General features: G+C 72.8%; 20 protein-coding genes. 4 read left to right on the top strand and 16 right to left on the bottom strand.

The features are described from left to right. The first annotated feature begins 22 nt into the window (after nt 1-22). Nucleotides 23-1,048 carry a beta-ketoacyl-ACP synthase III gene (locus ACIGEZ_RS23420; protein WP_399834093.1) on the top strand — a complete coding sequence of 342 codons (1,026 nt, stop codon included), beginning with the start codon at nt 23-25 and terminating at the stop codon, nt 1,046-1,048. Between the two features lie 141 nt (nt 1,049-1,189). Here the strand turns inward: ACIGEZ_RS23420 and ACIGEZ_RS23415 are convergent, their stop codons facing one another. The 5 genes from ACIGEZ_RS23415 to ACIGEZ_RS23395 are packed head-to-tail and all read right to left on the bottom strand — an operon-like array spanning nt 1,190 to nt 4,169. Beyond that, nucleotides 1,190-1,507, bottom strand: a complete 318-nt coding sequence (locus ACIGEZ_RS23415; RefSeq protein ID WP_399834091.1) for an antibiotic biosynthesis monooxygenase family protein — start codon at nt 1,505-1,507, stop codon at nt 1,190-1,192. Then, nucleotides 1,504-1,821, bottom strand: a complete 318-nt coding sequence (locus tag ACIGEZ_RS23410; protein WP_399834089.1) for an antibiotic biosynthesis monooxygenase family protein — start codon at nt 1,819-1,821, stop codon at nt 1,504-1,506. Before ACIGEZ_RS23410 ends, ACIGEZ_RS23415 begins: the two co-directional genes overlap by 4 nt. A gap of 1 nt (nt 1,822) precedes the next feature. Further along, the gene (locus ACIGEZ_RS23405; protein WP_399834087.1) at nt 1,823-2,572 is read right to left on the bottom strand and encodes an SDR family NAD(P)-dependent oxidoreductase; all 750 of its coding nucleotides are present in this window, start codon (nt 2,570-2,572) and stop codon (nt 1,823-1,825) included. Between the two features lie 35 nt (nt 2,573-2,607). After that, nucleotides 2,608-3,660 carry a methyltransferase gene (locus tag ACIGEZ_RS23400; RefSeq protein ID WP_399834230.1) on the bottom strand — a complete coding sequence of 351 codons (1,053 nt, stop codon included), beginning with the start codon at nt 3,658-3,660 and terminating at the stop codon, nt 2,608-2,610. Between the two features lie 44 nt (nt 3,661-3,704). Beyond that, nucleotides 3,705-4,169 carry an anthrone oxygenase family protein gene (locus tag ACIGEZ_RS23395; protein ID WP_399834085.1) on the bottom strand — a complete coding sequence of 155 codons (465 nt, stop codon included), beginning with the start codon at nt 4,167-4,169 and terminating at the stop codon, nt 3,705-3,707. A 205-nt stretch (nt 4,170-4,374) separates the two neighbouring features. Between ACIGEZ_RS23395 and ACIGEZ_RS23390 the strand changes: the two genes are divergently transcribed. Both ACIGEZ_RS23390 and ACIGEZ_RS23385 read left to right on the top strand, forming a co-directional pair. Beyond that, the gene (locus ACIGEZ_RS23390; protein WP_399834227.1) at nt 4,375-4,821 is read left to right on the top strand and encodes an anthrone oxygenase family protein; all 447 of its coding nucleotides are present in this window, start codon (nt 4,375-4,377) and stop codon (nt 4,819-4,821) included. A gap of 95 nt (nt 4,822-4,916) precedes the next feature. Beyond that, complete coding sequence (locus ACIGEZ_RS23385) at nt 4,917-5,657, top strand: SchA/CurD-like domain-containing protein (protein WP_399834083.1); 741 nt, start codon at nt 4,917-4,919, stop codon at nt 5,655-5,657. A 96-nt stretch (nt 5,658-5,753) separates the two neighbouring features. On the opposite strand, the gene ACIGEZ_RS23380 is transcribed toward ACIGEZ_RS23385, so the two are convergent. The 10 genes from ACIGEZ_RS23380 to fabG all read right to left on the bottom strand — a co-directional run bounded on the left by ACIGEZ_RS23380 (nt 5,754) and on the right by fabG (nt 13,010). Beyond that, nucleotides 5,754-6,188 carry an SCP2 sterol-binding domain-containing protein gene (locus tag ACIGEZ_RS23380; protein ID WP_399834081.1) on the bottom strand — a complete coding sequence of 145 codons (435 nt, stop codon included), beginning with the start codon at nt 6,186-6,188 and terminating at the stop codon, nt 5,754-5,756. Continuing rightward, entirely contained in the window at nt 6,185-6,550 is a 366-nt protein-coding gene (locus ACIGEZ_RS23375) for an antibiotic biosynthesis monooxygenase family protein (protein ID WP_399834079.1), read from the bottom strand. The genes ACIGEZ_RS23380 and ACIGEZ_RS23375 overlap by 4 nt, the downstream gene beginning before the upstream one ends. Continuing rightward, nucleotides 6,547-7,014, bottom strand: coding sequence for an SRPBCC family protein (locus ACIGEZ_RS23370; protein WP_399834077.1), 468 nt, complete (start codon nt 7,012-7,014; stop codon nt 6,547-6,549). Before ACIGEZ_RS23370 ends, ACIGEZ_RS23375 begins: the two co-directional genes overlap by 4 nt. Before the next feature lies 1 nt (nt 7,015). Then, the gene (locus ACIGEZ_RS23365; protein ID WP_399834075.1) at nt 7,016-7,270 is read right to left on the bottom strand and encodes an acyl carrier protein; all 255 of its coding nucleotides are present in this window, start codon (nt 7,268-7,270) and stop codon (nt 7,016-7,018) included. A 53-nt stretch (nt 7,271-7,323) separates the two neighbouring features. After that, on the bottom strand, nt 7,324-8,532 hold the full coding sequence (locus ACIGEZ_RS23360) for a ketosynthase chain-length factor (protein WP_399834073.1): 1,209 nt from the start codon (nt 8,530-8,532) through the stop codon (nt 7,324-7,326). Continuing rightward, entirely contained in the window at nt 8,529-9,794 is a 1,266-nt protein-coding gene (locus tag ACIGEZ_RS23355; RefSeq protein ID WP_399834071.1) for a beta-ketoacyl-[acyl-carrier-protein] synthase family protein, read from the bottom strand. Before ACIGEZ_RS23355 ends, ACIGEZ_RS23360 begins: the two co-directional genes overlap by 4 nt. Further along, nucleotides 9,791-10,216, bottom strand: coding sequence for a cupin domain-containing protein (locus ACIGEZ_RS23350; RefSeq protein ID WP_399834069.1), 426 nt, complete (start codon nt 10,214-10,216; stop codon nt 9,791-9,793). Before ACIGEZ_RS23350 ends, ACIGEZ_RS23355 begins: the two co-directional genes overlap by 4 nt. 38 nt (nt 10,217-10,254) lie before the next feature. Then, nucleotides 10,255-10,575: a TcmI family type II polyketide cyclase gene (locus tag ACIGEZ_RS23345; protein ID WP_399834067.1), complete on the bottom strand. Its 321-nt coding sequence runs from the start codon at nt 10,573-10,575 to the stop codon at nt 10,255-10,257. Between the two features lie 121 nt (nt 10,576-10,696). Further along, complete coding sequence (locus ACIGEZ_RS23340; RefSeq protein WP_399834065.1) at nt 10,697-12,259, bottom strand: peptide MFS transporter; 1,563 nt, start codon at nt 12,257-12,259, stop codon at nt 10,697-10,699. A gap of 10 nt (nt 12,260-12,269) precedes the next feature. Further along, the gene (fabG, locus tag ACIGEZ_RS23335) at nt 12,270-13,010 is read right to left on the bottom strand and encodes a 3-oxoacyl-ACP reductase FabG (RefSeq protein WP_399834063.1); all 741 of its coding nucleotides are present in this window, start codon (nt 13,008-13,010) and stop codon (nt 12,270-12,272) included. Nucleotides 13,011-13,120: 110 nt separating this feature from the next. Here fabG and ACIGEZ_RS23330 point away from each other — a divergent pair, with 110 nt between their 5' ends. Next, entirely contained in the window at nt 13,121-15,451 is a 2,331-nt protein-coding gene (locus ACIGEZ_RS23330; RefSeq protein ID WP_399834061.1) for a multicopper oxidase family protein, read from the top strand. Here ACIGEZ_RS23330 and ACIGEZ_RS23325 read toward each other — a convergent pair. Continuing rightward, on the bottom strand, nt 15,412-16,506 hold the full coding sequence (locus ACIGEZ_RS23325) for an acyltransferase domain-containing protein (protein ID WP_399834059.1): 1,095 nt from the start codon (nt 16,504-16,506) through the stop codon (nt 15,412-15,414). The genes ACIGEZ_RS23330 and ACIGEZ_RS23325 overlap by 40 nt on opposite strands. Nucleotides 16,507-16,548 lie beyond the last annotated feature (42 nt).

The following is a 16,548-nucleotide window of genomic DNA, read 5'->3' as shown; positions in this document are numbered from 1 at the left end:
CCCGAAAGGACGACCGACGACCATGACCTCGACCACCACCTCCAGCACGACCACCATCCAGGACACCCAGGTCCTGCGGCACAGCCGCCTCCTGGGCGTCGGCGTGTACCGGCCCGAGCGGTCCGTGCCCAACACCGAGATCGCCGAGCGCACGGGCCTCGACCCGGCCTGGATCGAGAGCCGTTCGGGCATCCGGGCCCGCCGTTACGCCTCCGACGACGAGACCCTGCCGACGATGGCGACCGCCGCCGCCGAGAAGGCCCTCGCGGCCGCCGGCATCGGCGCCGACCAGGTCGGCGCGGTCATCCTCGCCACCATCACCTCCATGGAGCAGATGCCCGCCGTCGCCGTCGAGGTCGCACACCGCCTCGGCGCGCGGCAGGCCGCCGCCTTCGACATCTCAGCGGCCTGCGCGGGCTTCTGCCACGGGCTCGCCCTGGCGAGCGACCTCGTCCGGATGGGCCGCGCCGACCACGTCCTGGTGATCGGTGCCGAGCGGATGACGGACATCCTCGACCACTCCGACCGCGACACCGCCTTCCTGTTCGCCGACGGCGCCGGCGCCGTGGTCGTCGGCCCCTCCGACGAGCCGGGCATCGGCCCGGTGGTGTGGCGCGCCGACGGCTCGCGCAACGCGGCCCTGAAGATGACCTCGCCCTGGCACGACGGCACGGGCGAGCGCCCCGACGACAAGCCCGCCATCACCATGTCGGGCTGGAAGGTCTACCGCTGGGCGACGGGCGAGCTCGTACCCGCCACCCGGCGGATGCTGGAGCTGGCCGGCGTCACCGTGGACCAGCTCGACGCGTTCGTCCCGCACCAGGCCAACATGCTCATCACCGACTTCGTCGTCGACCAGCTGGGTCTGTCCGAACGGACCGCGGTCGCCCGGGACATCGTCACCAGCGGCAACAGCTCGGCGGCCTCGATCCCGCTCGCCATGGAGGAGCTCCTCGCGAGCGGCAAGGCCCCCAGCGGCGGCCTCGCCCTCCTGGTCGGCTTCGGCGCCGGCCTGGTCTACGCGGGCCAGGTGGTCCGCCTGCCCTGACCCGCCCTCGTCGCGGCGCGGCGGGCCCCCGGAGCCGCAACGGCCCGGGGGCCCGCCGCTTCCCCCCGACACCGCGCAGACGACAGTGCCGTGGAGAGCGGGTGCTCTCCACGGCACTGTCGCGCACGCGTCCGGTGGGCGTCAGTAGGCCGCGTCCACCTCGAACAGGGCGAAGGGGCTGCGGCGTTCGGTGTCCTGGAACGGGCGCAGCGGAGAGGTCGCCCCCCGGTGCGCCGAGCCCGCCTCCCAGTCACGGAAGGCGGCCATGCTCTCCCACTCGCTGAGCACCGCGTACGCCCCCGGGTCGGTCGCCTCGCGAAGCAGCTCGTTGCCCAGCAGCCCCGGCGTGCCCGCCAGGTCCCTGCTGACGCGGTGGTAGCCCTCGGTCACCGCGCCCGCGTCCCCCTCGGCGGCCCGCAGGTACAGCATGACCCGGATCCGGCCGGGCGCCCCGCTCATCCGGCGGCCTCGACGAGCCGCATCATCGCCAGCGACCCGCCCGTCCGGTACGGGTGCAGCTTCTCGCGGTGCGCCACATGCTCGGCGCTGCTCTCGAAGGCGAGGAACGACTCCAGATCGGTCCAGTCGCTCACCACGTAGTACGTGGACTCCTCGCCCGCCTTCGTGCCGCGCGCCAGCGAGTGGCCGAGGTTCGCGGCCTGGGCCGTGACCTCCTTGCTGCCCTCGGCCCAGACCTTCTCGAACTCCGGCTCGAGGCCCGGCTTGATCTGCACGGTGAGCAGCACCCGGAAGGCGCCGGTCGTGTCCGCCATCTCAGACACCCCCGTCGACGTGCAGGGTCTCGCCGTTGACGTACGTGGACAGCTCGCTCGCCAGGAACAGCACCGCACCCGCGATCTCTTCCGGGCGCCCGAACCGGCCGAGCGCCATCATGCGCAGGTAGCGCTCGTCGTAGGCGGCGCGCTGCTCCTCGGTCAGCTCGTCGGGCGCGGAGGTGTCGATGACACCGGGGGCGACCACGTTGAAGCGGATGCCCTTGCCGCCGAGCTCCTTGCACAGCGAGCGGGTGAGCCCGACCAGGCCCGCCTTGGAGGCGGTGTAGTGGCCGCGCAGCGGGATGCCGGCCATCGCCCCGCGGGAGCCGATGCTGATGACCGAGGAGCCCTCGCGCAGCAGCGGCAGTGCCTTGCTGATCACCATGAAGGGGCCGGTGAGGTTGGTGGTGACCACCCGCTCCCACTCCTCGAACGGCAGCTGGGCGAACGGGATCTGGCTGATCACCCCCGCGTTGTTGACCAGCACGTCCAGCGACTCGAAGCGGCTGCGGCACTCCGCGAGCAGCAGCTCCACGCCCTCGGCCGTCCCCACGTCGGCGCGCACGAGGGCGTGGTCGCCGCCGATCTCCTTCAGCTCGCGGGCCAGGCTCTCGACCGCCTCGCCCTCCTGCCGGTAGCAGGTCACCACCGTGGCGCCGGCCTTGGCCAGGGCCATTACGATGGCCCGCCCGATGCCTCGGCTGCCGCCGGTGACCAGCGCGTTCTTGCCCACCAGTCGAAGTTCCATGCCATCCTCCGTAACGGACGTGGAAAAGGGTCGGATCACCGGGCGTCGGGGACCGGGCGGCACTCCAGGACCGCCCAGCGCCCGGCGACCGGCTCGTTCACCAGCTCGAAGCCCGTGGTCGCGAGCAACGCCCGCCACTGCTCCTCGCTGCGCTCCCGCCCGCCGAAACGGACGAGCATGTCGAGGTCGAGCAACTTGCCGCGGTCCCACTCGTTGGCGGGGCCCACCAGGAACTCGCAGATCAGCAGCCGTCCGTCGGTGGAGCCCGCGAGGGCCTCGCGGATCCGGCGCAGGATCGCGGCGGCTCGCTCGTCGTCCCAGTCGTGCAGCACGGCCTTGAGGACGTACGCGTCCCGGCCGGCCGGCAGCTCCCCGAAGAAGTCGCCCGGGACCACCTCGACGCGCCCGGCGACACCCGCCTCCTCGAACAGCTTGTCCGCTTCCCCGGCCACCGAGGGCCGGTCGACGAGCGTGCCGCGTACCTCCGTGTGCCGCTTGAGCACCTCGGCGAGGAACCAGCCGTGCCCGCCGCCGATGTCGGCGATGCGCGGGAAGCGGCCGAAGTCGAAGCCGTCGAGCAGCATCCGCGCGGTGGCCCGGCTCATCCCGGTCATCGCCCGGTCGAACAGCGCGCCCGCCTGCGGGTCCTGCTCCAGGTGCGCGAAGAAGCCGTGCCCGTAGGCGGCCTCGAAGGCCGGCTCCCCGGTGCGCACGGTGTGCATCAGCGAGCCGTAGGAGCGCCACAGCAACTCGCTGCCGTTGTAGAGCACCATGTCGCGCTGGCTGCCGGGCACGTCGGAGCGCAGCGGCTCGCTCATGTCGGTGAGCTCGTACCGGCCGTCCGGCCGTTCGGCGAACACGCCGAAGGCGGCGGCGACCCGCAGCACCCGCCCGAGCGAGTCGGCGTGGGTGCCGGTCCGCTCGGCCAGCTCCCGCGCCGAGAGGGGGCCGCCGGCCAGCTCGTCGGCGACGCCGAGCTCGGCGACCACGTGCAGCACCCGGGATATCCGTTTGCCGTCGGTCAGCAGCAGCAGCCGTACGTGGGGCGGCAGTGCGGCGGTCATCGCCGGGCCGACCACACCGGTCATGGTGTCCACACCTTCTCCTAGCTCGGGGGGTGGGTGACGGGATGTCAGATGAGCGCGGCGGCGGCGCCGACGTTCGCGAGCAGTGCCGCGACGGCGAGCGCGCCGCGCACGCGGTTCCAGCGGATCCAGCGCTCGCGCGGGTCCAGGCGGTCGAAGTCCGCGGGCAGCCGCTGCGGATCGAGCGTCGACAGCCACCGGTTGATCGGGACGTTCTTGGTGAGCGACACCGTCATCGCGGAGGCCAGCAGGAACGCGCCGACGGCGACCAGCAGCCGGACCGCGGTCTGCGGGGCGACGACGGCAAGGGCCAGGTCGCACACCAGACAGACGAGCAGCGAGATCGGCATGAACGGGTCGAAGCGGGTGACGAGCCCCTGGTGCACCGGGACGTACATCCCGGTCGGCAGCGTGGTGAACAGGGGCGCCGCGAGCACGGAGATGGCGAGGCCGCCGGCCGCGAGACCGCCGGCGAGCAGCGCCAGGGGCATCAGTACCTGCACCGGATCCACCACGAGTCACCCTCTCGGCCCGGCCGCCGCACGGTGCGGCGGAACCACTGCCCCCGACTCTCGGAGCAGTGGGTCGAAACGGACTCGAAGACGGCTCGACCACGCCGCCCCGGCGACCGCACCCACCGCCGTCGAGCGCCCCTCCACAGCGATTCGAGCAGGTGACGGCAGCGTGAGGTGACCACTGCCATGGATCGGAGTCGTGATGCTTGAGGAAGTGCTGAGCGGGGTCGTGCTGATCGGGACGGGTACGGTCACGGGAATCTTCGTGGCGGTCCAGGTCAGCGTGGCACCCGCCATGGCGGCCATGGGACGCGCCGAATACCTCCGCGCCCACGCCCTGCTGGGCAAGGGCTACCACCCGCTGATGCCGATCCTGGTCAACATCGTGACCCTGAGCGGGATCGTGCTGGCCTGGGCAGCCGAGGGGCCGGGCCGGGTGCTGTTCCCGGTCGCGTCCGCGCTGCTCGTCGGGGTGCAGGCGGTCTCGCACCTGGGCAACGTGCCGATCAACCGCTCGCTGGGCGGGCTCGCCGCGGACGGCCCCTGGCAGGACCCGCGGCCCCAGTGGCGCGCCTGGCACCGGCTGCGCACGGCGCTCGCCGCGCTCGCCCTGGCGACCGTCACCGTCGCGGTGCTCGCCGCCCCCTGAACACCCGAAGCCCCGGGATCGCCGGGATTCCCGGGATCGCGGCGATCCCGGGTGAGCTCGCTGAAATCACCGAAGTCCGAAGAGGAGGTTCCGCCATGCCCCTGGACGCCATCACGTATCGCGTTCGACCAGGCCACGAGGACGAGCTGACCGAGGTCTTCTCGCCCCACAACTTCACCCGCGTCGACTCGCCCGTCATCAAGGACGACGCGGGCGACACCGTGGGGATGCTGCTCGGCACCGGCCTGTTCGTCCAGGGCGACACCATGGTCCGGGTGATCCACCACGACGGCGTCAGCGCCGCCCGGGTGGCCCGGCACATGTCGGTGCAGAAGGGGGTGCACGAGGCCGAGCGGGCGATCCTGCCGTTCCTCGCCGAGCCCCGTGACACCGAAACCCCCGAAGGCTTCCGGCAGCACTTCCACCGGAGCCTCATGACCGTCCTGGAGCAGCACAGCCCCGACGAACGGCCGGCCGCCGGCACCGTCGCCCTGCGCTACCCGCTGCGCGCGGGCGGGGGAGCGGAACTCGCCCAGGCCCGCGCCACCGCCAACCGCAGGGCCTCGTTACCGCTGTCGGACGGCCACCCGACGATCGTGCGCACGGCGATGTTCCTGCACGACGACACCCTGGTCAGGATCGTCCAGTACGACGGGCATCCGTACGACGTCGTCGGCTTCCTGACGGACCGCTGTTTCGGCCAGGACGCCGAGGCGTGGCTCGAGCCGTACCTGGAGAGCTCCGAGCGGCCGGGGCACCCGGACGCGTATCTGGAGCTCGTCCACGAGCAGGCCATGGTTTCCATCTCGCACATGTCCGTCCTCGGCGTCGGCTGACGGCAGCCCCGTCACCGCGTCAACCGTCACCCCCTACGACGAAACCGCCGCCGCGCCCGGGAAGGGCACGGCGGCGGTTTCGCCGGTACGCGTCCGTCACACCTCGGGGTGGTCGAACCACTCGCCCAGCTTGGTGCCCATCAGCGGGCTGCCGCGCAGCTTCAGCTTCCCGGTCAGGAAGGCCTTGGCGCCGGGCAGCTTGCCGACACCCATGGCCAGCATGTCGGGGAACTTGATCCCGATGGTGATGTCGGGGCTCTCGTGCAGGCCCTTGTCGGTGCGGCAGGTGCCGGCCTCGACGTGCACGTAGTGGAGCTTCCGGCCCTCGCCGGAGGCGATGTCGAACTGGAAGACGCCCTTCTGGCCCTTCGCCTTCTCGGGGTTGAACTCCGACACGAGGAGCTCGAAGATCAGCGCGAGGGCCGCGTCCAAGCCGCCCTCCCGCTCGGCCACGGCGGCTTCCAGCTGCTTGGACGGGACGATCTCCACCAGCTCGACGAGCTGGATCACCTCTTCCTGCTGCACGCTCATCCGTTCCTCCTGGAACTCGTGGTCGTCAAGTCTCGTGCTCCCTGCGTCTCCGCCGCCGGCCGGTGGAGCGGTTCGAGCAGGTGCATCTCGCCGCCCGCCCGGATCGCCCAGAGCCGCCGCAGATACGCCTGCTGCTCGTCGCTGCGCTCGAAGGCCCGGAAGGACGGCTCGTCCGTCCAGTCCGTGAGCACGGTGTAGCTGCCCGTCTCCCCGGTCTGCCGCAGCAGCTGCTGGCCGTGGTTGTCGGGGAAGCGGCGGACGGTCTCGGCGTGGGCGAGCCACAGCTCCTCGAACTCGGCCTCGTGCCCCGGCGTGATCAGGATCCGCAGCAGGACGCGCAGGCCGGGCAGCGCGGCCGTCACGGCCGCACCGTGGTCGGCCGCGCGGCGGCTTCCTCCACCAGACCCTTGATCCGGGCCATCTCCCGGCGGGTGTTGGTGTTGAGCCGCTCGGTCATCTCCTTGTCGCCGAACGGCAGCCCGGACCGCACCGTGAACTCCTGGCGCCAGCGCATCTCCACACCGCCGTCGGTCCGGGTGTACGTCCAGAAGATGTCCATGTGCTCGAAGGGGCCGGTCTCGATCCGCCGGGCCCGCACGGTCCTGCTCTCCGGATCCGGCGTGCGCTCGGAGACCCAGCTCCAGACCGCGCCGTCCTCGTCCGGGTGCAGGGTGAGCCGGAAGCGGACGGTGGCCCCGTCCCGGCCGAGGATCTCGGCCTTGGCGTACTCGGAGAACAGCTCCGGCCAGGACTCGACGTCGTTCGTCATGTCCCACACCAGCTCCATCGGCGCGTCGATGACGACGGTGTTGTCGGTGAGGGCCATGTCAGACCGCCGCCAGGCTGGTGTTGACGTAGTCGATCACGTCCTGGGGGGACTTCATGTCCTCGATGGCCTCGTCCGGGATCTGCAGGCCGTACTCGCGCTGGATCTGGCTGGCTATCTCCAGGACCGCGAGCGAGTCGAAGCCGATCTCGGTGAAGTCGGTGCCGAGGTGGTCCTGCGTGAGGTCCTCGATCTCACCGGTGCACCGGCTCATGATCGCCTTGAGGTCGTCGAAGGTCATGGTGGTGCTGCTCATCTCAATCCTCCTGGGAAAGGTGGGGTGGAGGCCCGGGGAGCCGGGCCCGGGCGTCAGACGGAGCGCAGGACGACGGCAGCGTTGAACCCGCCGTAGCCACGGCTGAGGACGAGCGCCGAGCGGAGCCTGGTCTCGCGCGCCCGGTCCACCACGTCGAGCCGGTGGGCCGGGTCCGGGCGGACGTTGACCGACGGCGGCACGACCTGGTCGCGCAGCGCGAGGACCGCGGCGGCCACGTCCAGCGGCGCGCCACCCGCGTAGAGCCGGCCGGTCATCGTCTTGGGGACCGTGACCGGGACCGCGTACGGGCCGAAGACCGCGGTGATCGCCTCGGCCTCCTGCCGGTCGAGCTCCGGCACGCCGTAGCCGTCGGCGAACACCACGTCGACGTCCGACGCGGCCAGGCCCGCCTCGGCCAGGGCGAGTTCGGCAGCCCGCCGCAGCCCGGGCGGACGACCGGAGCCCGGCCGTGGGTCGAACGTGGCGGCGTAGCCCGCGAGTTCGGCGTAGAGCCGCCCGACGCCGCGGTCCCGGGCGTCCTCGCGGTGCTCCAGGACCAGGATCGCCCCGCCCTCGCCGGGCACGTAACCGGCGGCGTCCCGGTCGAAGGGGACGAACGCGCGGTCCGGGCGCGGGTCCTCGCTGAGCCTGCCGTTGGACAGCTGGCACACCAGACCGTACGGGGACAGCGAGGCGTCCGTGCCGCCGGAGACCACCAGGCGCGTGCCCTTGGCGAGCACCCGCCGGGACTGGGCCAGGACGTCGAGTCCGCCGGCCTGCTCCGAGCACAGCACCCCGCAGGGACCGCGCATGCCGTGCCGGATGGACAGCTGGCCGGTGGTCGCCGCGTAGAACCACGCGATGGACATGTACGCGCCCACGGCCTGCGGGCCCTCGGAGTACAGCTTCTGCAGCTCGCGCTGGCCGAACTCGACACCGCCGGAGGAGTTGGCGGTGATCACCGCCATGTCCAGGTCGGCGAACTCCTCCGGCACCACGGCCGCGTCGGCCAGCGCCTCGTTGGCCGCGGCGAAGGCGTACTGCGTCATGGCGTCGGTCTCGCTCACCAGCCGCTGCGGCGCGTGCTCCGCCGGGTCGAAGCCGGTGGCCTCGCCCGCGACCTGCACCGGATAGCGGGACGGGTCGAACCGGCTGATCCGGCCGAGACCGGACTTGCCGTCCAGGGTCGCCTGCCACCACGCCTCACGGTCCAGGCCGTTGGGCGCGACCACACCCACCCCGGTGATGACGGGAGCGCTCATGCGATCCTCCTCGGTGAGGTGAGCACCACCGCGCTCTGGAAGCCGCCGAAGCCGCTCCCGACGCTGAGGACGACGTCGAGCTCCGCCTCGCGCGCGCTGCCCGGCACGTAGTCCAGGTCGCACTCGGGGTCGGGCTCCTCGTAGTTGGCGGTCGGCGGGATCACGCTCCGGTCGATGGCGAGCGCGCTCGCCGCGATCTCGATCGAGCCGATCGATCCGAGCGAGTGCCCGACCATCGACTTGATCGAGCTGACCGGGACGCGATACGCGTGCTCGCCCAGACTGCGCTTGTACGCGGCCGTCTCGTGCCGGTCGTTCTGCTTGGTGCCGCTGCCATGGGCGTTGGCGTAGTCGATCTCGTCCGGGTTGATCCGGGCCTCGTCGAGCGCGGCCGTGATCGCCTCACCCATCTCGCGGCCGTCCGGGCGGAGCCCGGTCATGTGGAAGCCGTTCGCGCGGGCCGAGTAGCCGGCCACCTCGCAGTAGACGCGGGCGCCGCGCCGGCGGGCGTGTTCCAGCTCCTCGATCACGAAGATCGCCGAACCCTCGCCGAGGACGAGCCCGTTGCGCCGCCGGTCGAACGGCCGGCAGGCGTGCTCCGGGTCGTCGTTGGTGGTGGAGGAGGCGCGCAGGGTGTCGAAGCAGGACACGGTGACCGGATAGATCGGCGCGTCCGTGGCCCCGGCCACCATCACATCGGCCGAACCCTCACGGATGAGGTCGACCGCGTACCCGACCGCGTCGATGCCCGCGCAGCAGCCGGAGCTCACCACGGTCGCCGGGCCCTCCGCGCCGGCGGCCCAGGCCACCTCGGTCGCCAGCGAGCTGGACATCACGTACGAGTACAGGTGCGGCTTCATGTAGCCCTGGTCGACCAGCCACTCCCGCCCGTTGTCGCTGACCGTGCGGTACTCCTGCTCCATGGAGATCGCGTTGCCGACGCCGTTGCCGACGCTCACCCCGATCCGGTGCGGGTCCTCCGCGTCGAGGTCGAGCCCGCTGTCGGCCATCGCCTCCCGGGCGGCGACCAGCGCGAACTGGCCGGCCCGGTCGGTGCGCCGGATCTCCTGGTAGGACAGACCGGCCAGCTCGGGGTCGAAGTCGCACTCCGCCCCGATCCGGCTGCGAAACGGCGTCGGGTCGAAGAGGGTGATCCGCCGGGTGGCCGTACGGCCCTCGACGATCATGTCCCAGAACTCCTCCCGGCCCGGCCGGCCGGGAGCGACGACACCGATGCCGGTGATCACCGCGCGTCCGGTCATCTCACGTCCCCCACTTCAGGGAGGGTGCCCTCGCCGGGCAGCGGCTCGCAGTCGACGTGACCGAGCTCGGGACGCGGGGCGAGCGGGCTGAGGAAGAAGGCCACGAACGCCTGCTCCTCACCCGGGTTCTCGATGCGGTGACGCACGCCCTTGGGGACCATGAAGGACTCGCCGGGTTCGAGGACCAGCTCCTGGCCCTCGACCCGCAGCAGGATCCGGCCACGGATCGCGTGGAAGAACTCCTCGGAGTACGGGTGGTAGTGCTCGGAGACGAACTCGCCGGGCTCCAGCGTGCCGACGCCCATGAACCCCGAGGTCGCGCCGCAGGACTTGGGACTGAGCAGGACTCGCAGATCGCCGCCGCGCTTGCGGTTGGGCGGCACGTCGTCGATGGCGACCTTGATGAGATCGGTGGTCTGCATAGGTGCTCCACAGAGGGGACGGGGTGCGGCGGTCGGGGTCAGGGGGTCCAGCTGTAGAAGGCGTCGGCCATCGAGTCCTTGGGCTCCCGCCAGGAGGGGTCGTACGGCGTCATGAACTCCTGAAGCCGGGTGTTGATGTCCTGGTAGAGCGGGTGGCTGCGAGCCTGGTAGAGGCTGCCGTCGATGGGCTCCTCCGCCTCCACCAGGTGGAAGTAGAGGCCGTGGAAACGGAAGAGGGTGCGTCGCTGGACGCCGATCATGTGCGGCAGTTCGGTCGCGTCGGACTCGGCGAACAGCGCGGCCACCTTGTCCGCGTCGTCGTGGTCCATCCGCGCGACGATGAGGGTGCGATGAGCCATGGGGAACTCCTTCGGATTCCGCCCGGAGCGGCCGGGCCTTCGGCGGGTCCGTGAGCGGTCGGGCTCGCCTGGTGTGATGCTGGACGGGTCGGCTTGAGAGCGTGTCCAGACGAACTCGACGTCAGATTTGAGCCGTTCCACCGGCAGCGCCGGGCGGGCCGGCCGGGGCCCCCTCGGCCGCTTCGGTACGGGACAGCAGGACGGCCGTGACGACCGCGGCGACCGTGAACCCCGCCAGGTACGTCCACAGCGGGAGCACGCCCACGAGGTGCGAGAGCTGGCCGCCGACGCCCGCCCCCAGCGCGGCCCCCAGATAGAAGAGCCCCATCATCCGGCTGCCGTGCCCGTCCGGCGCCGTCTCCGCGGTGGTGCTCAGGCCGACCGGACCGAAGACCAGCTCGCCGCAGGTCATGCAGAGGAAGGCGCCGAGCAGCCAGAGGGCGGACACCGTGGCGGAACCACCGCTCCCGTCCCCGCCCCCCTCACCGACACCGCCGCCGGCGAGCCACGCACCGGCGGCGAGCACGGCGAAGCCGGCTCCCGCGCACAGCAGCCCCGCCGAGAACTTCCGCACCACCCCCGCCCGGGTCCCGATCCGCAGCCACAGCCACGCGAAGAGCGGGGCGAGCAGCAGCAGGAACAGCGGATGCGCGGACTGGAACCAGCTCGCGGGCACCGTGAAGCCCGCGATCCCGCGGTCGGTGTGCTCGCGGGCGAACAGGCTGAAGACCGAGCCGAGCTGGCCGTACATCGCCCAGAACAGCACCGACGGCACGAAGATCCGCCGGTAGCCGCGGATCCGCGCCCGCTCGGCTGCGTCGAGCTCCGCCCCGCGCAGCAACCGCCGGAAGTACCAGACGGGCGCTACCAGCGAGACCAGGCCGCACACCGCGAGCACCGGGCGCAGCGGCAGCCCGCCCGCCACCGCGACCGCCGCGCCGAGGACGACCACCCCGCCGAGGGCCGCCCAGGCGCCGCGGACCAGCCGGCGCAGCGCGGCGGGCGGCAGCGGGCGACTCGGCCCGGTGCGCGTGCCCCGGAGCGACGGGGCGCCGTGCAGATACTGCAGGACGCCGAAGAGCATGCCGACCGCGGCGGCGCCGAAGCCCAGATGCCAGTGGACGCGCTCGCCCAGAGCGCCGGTGACCAGCGGCCCGAGCAGGGCGCTGACCTGGATGCTCATGTAGAAGAGGGAGAACGCCGCCTGGCGCTGCGAGCTTGCCGCCCCCGGGTTCATCTGGTCGAACATCACCGGCAGGTTGGGCTTGAGCAGTCCCGTGCCGCACGCGACGAGCAGCAGACCGAGGTAGAAGGTGGTGTGGGCGGGTACGGCCATGCAGGCGTGCCCCGCCGCGATCACCAGGGCCCCGGTCAGCATCGCCCGGTGGGTGCCGAGCACCCGGTCGCCGAGCCAGCCGCCGGGCATGGCGGCCAGGAAGGACGCGGAGATGTAGAGCCCGAACAGGGCGCCGGCGGTGCCGTCCGAGAGGCCGAGGCCGCCGTCCGCCGCCGGCGCCGTCGCGAAGAGGAAGAGCAGCGCCTGCATCCCGTAGAAGCTGAACCGCTCCCACATGTCGGTCATGAAGAGCGTGCTGAACCAGCGCTCGCGGAACAGCGCCCACACCGGACGGTCTTGACCCTCCGGCCGCGGCGCGGGGGGTCTGGCCGTCGTGTGCGAGGTCATCTCCGCTCCCTCACAGCGCTATCCCGCCGTCGATCTGCACCACTTGGCCCGTGATGTAGTCGGCGGCGTCGGAGAGCAGGAAGGCGACGAGCGCGGCGACCGACTCGGCGCTGCCGAAGCGGCCCATGGCGACCTTCCCCAGGGCGGCCTCCCGGGCCCTGGCCGTCATGCCGTCGAGCATGTCGGTCTCGATGAACCCGGGTGCCACGGCGTTGACCCGCACCCCGTAGGGCGCGACCTCCTTGGCCAGGGCCCGGGTGAGACCGTTGAGCCCGGCCTTGGCGGTGGCGTAGTTCGTCTGGCCGGGATTGCCGTAGACCCCGATCACCGACGAGACGTTGACCAGCGCGCCGGCCCGGCGGGTGAGCATGCCGCGGACGACCGAGCGGCAGACGTGGAAGGCCCCGTCCAGGCTGGTGCCGACCACGGAGTGCCAGTCCTGCGCCGACATCAGGGCCATCGGCCGGTCCCGCAGCACACCGGCGGAGTTGACCACCGCGTGCGGCGCGCCCAGCTTCTCCTCCGCCTCCTCGACGAACCCGCGTACCGCCTCCGCGTCGGTGACGTCGCAGACCGTGTGGTGGACGGCCGCCCCGGCCTCGGCGACGAGGCGCGCCGTCTCCAGGGCCGCCTCGTCGGCGGACCGGGAGCAGAAGCCGATGTCGTACCCTTCCTGCGCGAGCCGGACCGCGATCGCGCGACCGATGCCCCGCGAGCCGCCCGTCACCAGCGCGCATCGCCTCTCCCGCATCACATCTTCCCCTTCGACGTGCCACGGCCGGGGCGGCTGCCGCGGCCCGCGGCGAGCATCGTCCAGCGGCCTCGAGGCAGGCTCGAAGCGCCCCCGCCATGCTGCGAGGCATGGTGGAGAACCTCTTCGAACAGAACCTTCTGTGGGCCGTACTTGCCGCGGTCTTCTGGGGATTCGCGGCCCGCGGGGCCCGGCGCCTGGCGACCCGCGACACGACACGCTCGATCCTGCGCAGGGCCCGGCTCGGCCTGGTCATGCTCGCCGTCTCCCTGCTGGTGCTCGTGGTGCGCGTCGCCCTCGCCGCGGCCCTCGCCGCCACCGCGGGCTGGCCGGCCGCCACCGACTTCGTCCTGTTCGCGGCGGTACCACTGCTGGTGGCGGGGGTGGCGGTCGCGGCCCTCGCGGTTCCGGCGTACGGGCGCTTGGCACGCGGGGGCGCGGCCATGGGTGCGTCCGGTGGGGCCGGTGCGTCTGGTGCGTCCCATGGGGCCGGTGGGGCCAGTGGGGCCGGAGCGTCCGGTGGGGCCGACGCGCCCGAGCCGGCCGTTCCGTACGAGCTGCGGCGGGCCGGCGCCGCAGCGCGGCTCGTCGTGCCCGTCCGGGCCTGCTTCGCTGCGACCGTCGTCGGGGCGGCGCTCACCCTGCACCCGCCGACGCCGCCGTACGCCGCCCTGTTCGTCCTCGAACTGGCCGTACTGGTCGCCGTGTCCGGGGCGCTGCTGCTGTTCCAGCAGCGCCGCCTGGCCGCCATGGAGGCCCCCGGCTGGCGCCCGCCCTCCCGGGCCCGCCACCTGGTGCGCTCGACCGCCGTGGTGACCACCGTCGCCGCCCTTTCCGTGGGCGGCTGCACACTCGTGGCCCAGCAGAGCCGGCTCCCCGGCCGGATGGGGGAGGAGCACCACCGCCACACGTACGACACGGGTGGCGGCCCGGCGGCCGGCCGGGCCACGACCCGCGCCGTCACCACCCTCACCGGCCCGCGCGACGGCACGCCCGACCGGCGCTTCACGCTCACGGCGACCGAGCGCACCATGCGGCTCGCCTCGGGGGAGAAGGTCGCCGCCCTCGCCTTCAACGGGCAGCTCCCCGGCCCGGAACTCCGTGTCGAGCGGGGCGAGTCGGTCGAGGTGGTGCTGGTCAACCGGAACGTCGGCGACGGCGTCACCGTGCACTGGCACGGCGTCGACGTGCCGAACGCCGAGGACGGCGTCGCCGGCATCACCCAGGACGCGGTGCCGCCCGGCGAGCGGCATGTGTACCGCTTCCGGGCGCCCCGCGCGGGCACCTTCTGGTACCACTCGCACCAGCAGTCCAGCACCGCCGTGGCCCGCGGCCTGTTCGGCGCGCTGATCGTGGAGGAGCCGGACGCCCACCCGGTGGGCCTGGACCGCACCGTGGTCGCGCACGCGTGGCCCGTCGACAGCGGAAAGGAAGGCCAGGAAGGCCAGGGAGGCCAGGGCGGCGACGGCGACCGGGGCGGCCCCCCTCGGGGCGGGGGCGGTGCGCTCAGCGGACAGAACGGGGCCGGCGGCCTCCTGCGCACCGCCCTGGGCGACGACACCCGGATGCGGCGCGAGAAGGTCCCGGCGGGCACCCCGGTCCGGCTGCGCCTGGTCAACGCCGACAGCTGCCCCCGTACGTACTCCCTGGCCGGGACCGCCTTCCAGGTCGCCGCCATCGACGGCAACGAGGTGACGGGCCCCACCGGCATGACGGACCGCCGGCTGCGGATCGCGGGCGGCGGGCGCTACGACCTGATGTTTCGTCAGCCGGACGGACCCGTGCACCTGACCGTGGTGGGCGACGCCAACGCGTCCGGCGCCAGCCACGGCTTCGAGGGCTGCGGCGAGGACGGCGCCTACGGCGCGGGCCGGGCCGAGACGGCGTCCCTGCTGCTCGATCCGACCGGTACCGCCACCGCGCCGGCCGCCGTCACCGGCCCGGTCTTCGACCCGCTGCACTACGGCTCCCGCGCCGCCGGCACCCCGTTCGGCCCCGGCACCCGCTACGACCGCGACTTCCACCTGGTGCTCGGCAACAGCCTCGGCTTCTTCGACGGTCGACCGATGATGACCTGGACCGTCAACAACGCCGTCTACCCGGACATCCCCGCCCTGCTCGTACGGGAGGGGGACCTGGTGCGCACCACCTTCGTCAACCGGAGCCTCGACGACCACCCCATGCACCTGCACGGCCACCGGATGCTCGTCCTGTCCCGAAACGGCGAGCGGGCCACCGGCAGCGCCTGGTGGACCGACACCCTGAACGTCGCACCCGGCGAGCGGTACGAGGTCGCGTTCCGCGCCGACAACCCCGGCCTGTGGATGGACCACTGCCACAACCTCGACCACGCCCGCGACGGCATGGTGCTGCACCTGGCCTACGACGGAGTGACCAGCCCCTACCAGGTGGGCAGGTCGACCGGCAATCTGCCCGAGTGACCCGCGGCGCCCTCCCCGCGGGGCGCGCCGCCGCCGTCGTCGGTCGTGGCAGCCGTGGCACGCGTGTCTGACGTGCCCCCGTAGGCCGCGAGCCGCTCCCGCGCCACGCGTACGCTCCGCCGGTCCTCCTCGGGCCCCAGGGCCCGGGGAGGCAGCGTGGCGATCACCTCGCTGCGGCCCGAGCGCACCGACTCGTGCCCGCGGGCGAGCACCGCGAGACTCTGCGCGGGGCCGGCCTCGACCAGGACCCGGTCGCCGTCCGCCAGGAGCCGCTCGAGCGTCGGCCAGAACATCACCGGCGTGGTCGGCTGCGCCGCCCAGAACCCGGGGTCGACGGCCTCGTCCGGCCCGAGTGGCCGCGTGGTGTAGGCGGAGTAGAGGGGGATACGGGGCGGGGCCGGCCGCAGCCCGCCGATCAGCGACGCGGTCGGCGCGACCAGCGGTGCGAGCGCCGGGCTGTGGTACGGGCTGCGGGCGGCAAGGCGCCGGAAGGTCCGGCCGTCCGCCGTGAGCCGCGCCGCCAGCGCGCGCAGCGGGGCCTCCGGGCCGGAGAGCACCGTGTGCCGGGGCGCGTTCACCGCGCCCACCACGACGCCATCGCCCAGGTACCCGGACAGCTCGCGCGGCGTCGCGGCGACCGCGATCATCCCGCCCGGCGGCGTCGTCCGCTGCATCCGTACGCGCTCCCACAGCAGCCGGACCGCGTCGTCGAGGCCGAACACCCCCGCCAGCACGGCAGCGGTGAACTCGCCCATGCTGTGGCCGAGATACGCCGCCGGGCGCACGCCCCAGCTCTCGACGAGGCGCCCCATCGCGTAGTTCACGGCGAACAGCAGGGGAGCGGACCGGGTGTCGGCGTCCATCGGCTCGGCGGGCTCGTCCGCCAGCCAGTCCGACCGGGCGGCCGCGCCCTCGGCGCCGAGGAGGGCCAGGACCTCGTCGACAGCGTCGGTGAAGACCGGCTCGTGACCGTAGAGCCCGGCCGCCATCCGTGTGTGCTGCGCTCCGGTCCCCGGGAACATCAGGACGACGGAGCGCCGGTGAAGGAGAGTCATGACACCAGACTCGCCCGCACGGATCGAGCCGTCCTCCACCGG

This window comes from Streptomyces sp. NPDC085481 (assembly GCF_044541845.1).
Lineage (GTDB): Bacteria > Actinomycetota > Actinomycetes > Streptomycetales > Streptomycetaceae > Streptomyces.
This window is presented reverse-complemented; position numbering and strand designations above follow the sequence as displayed.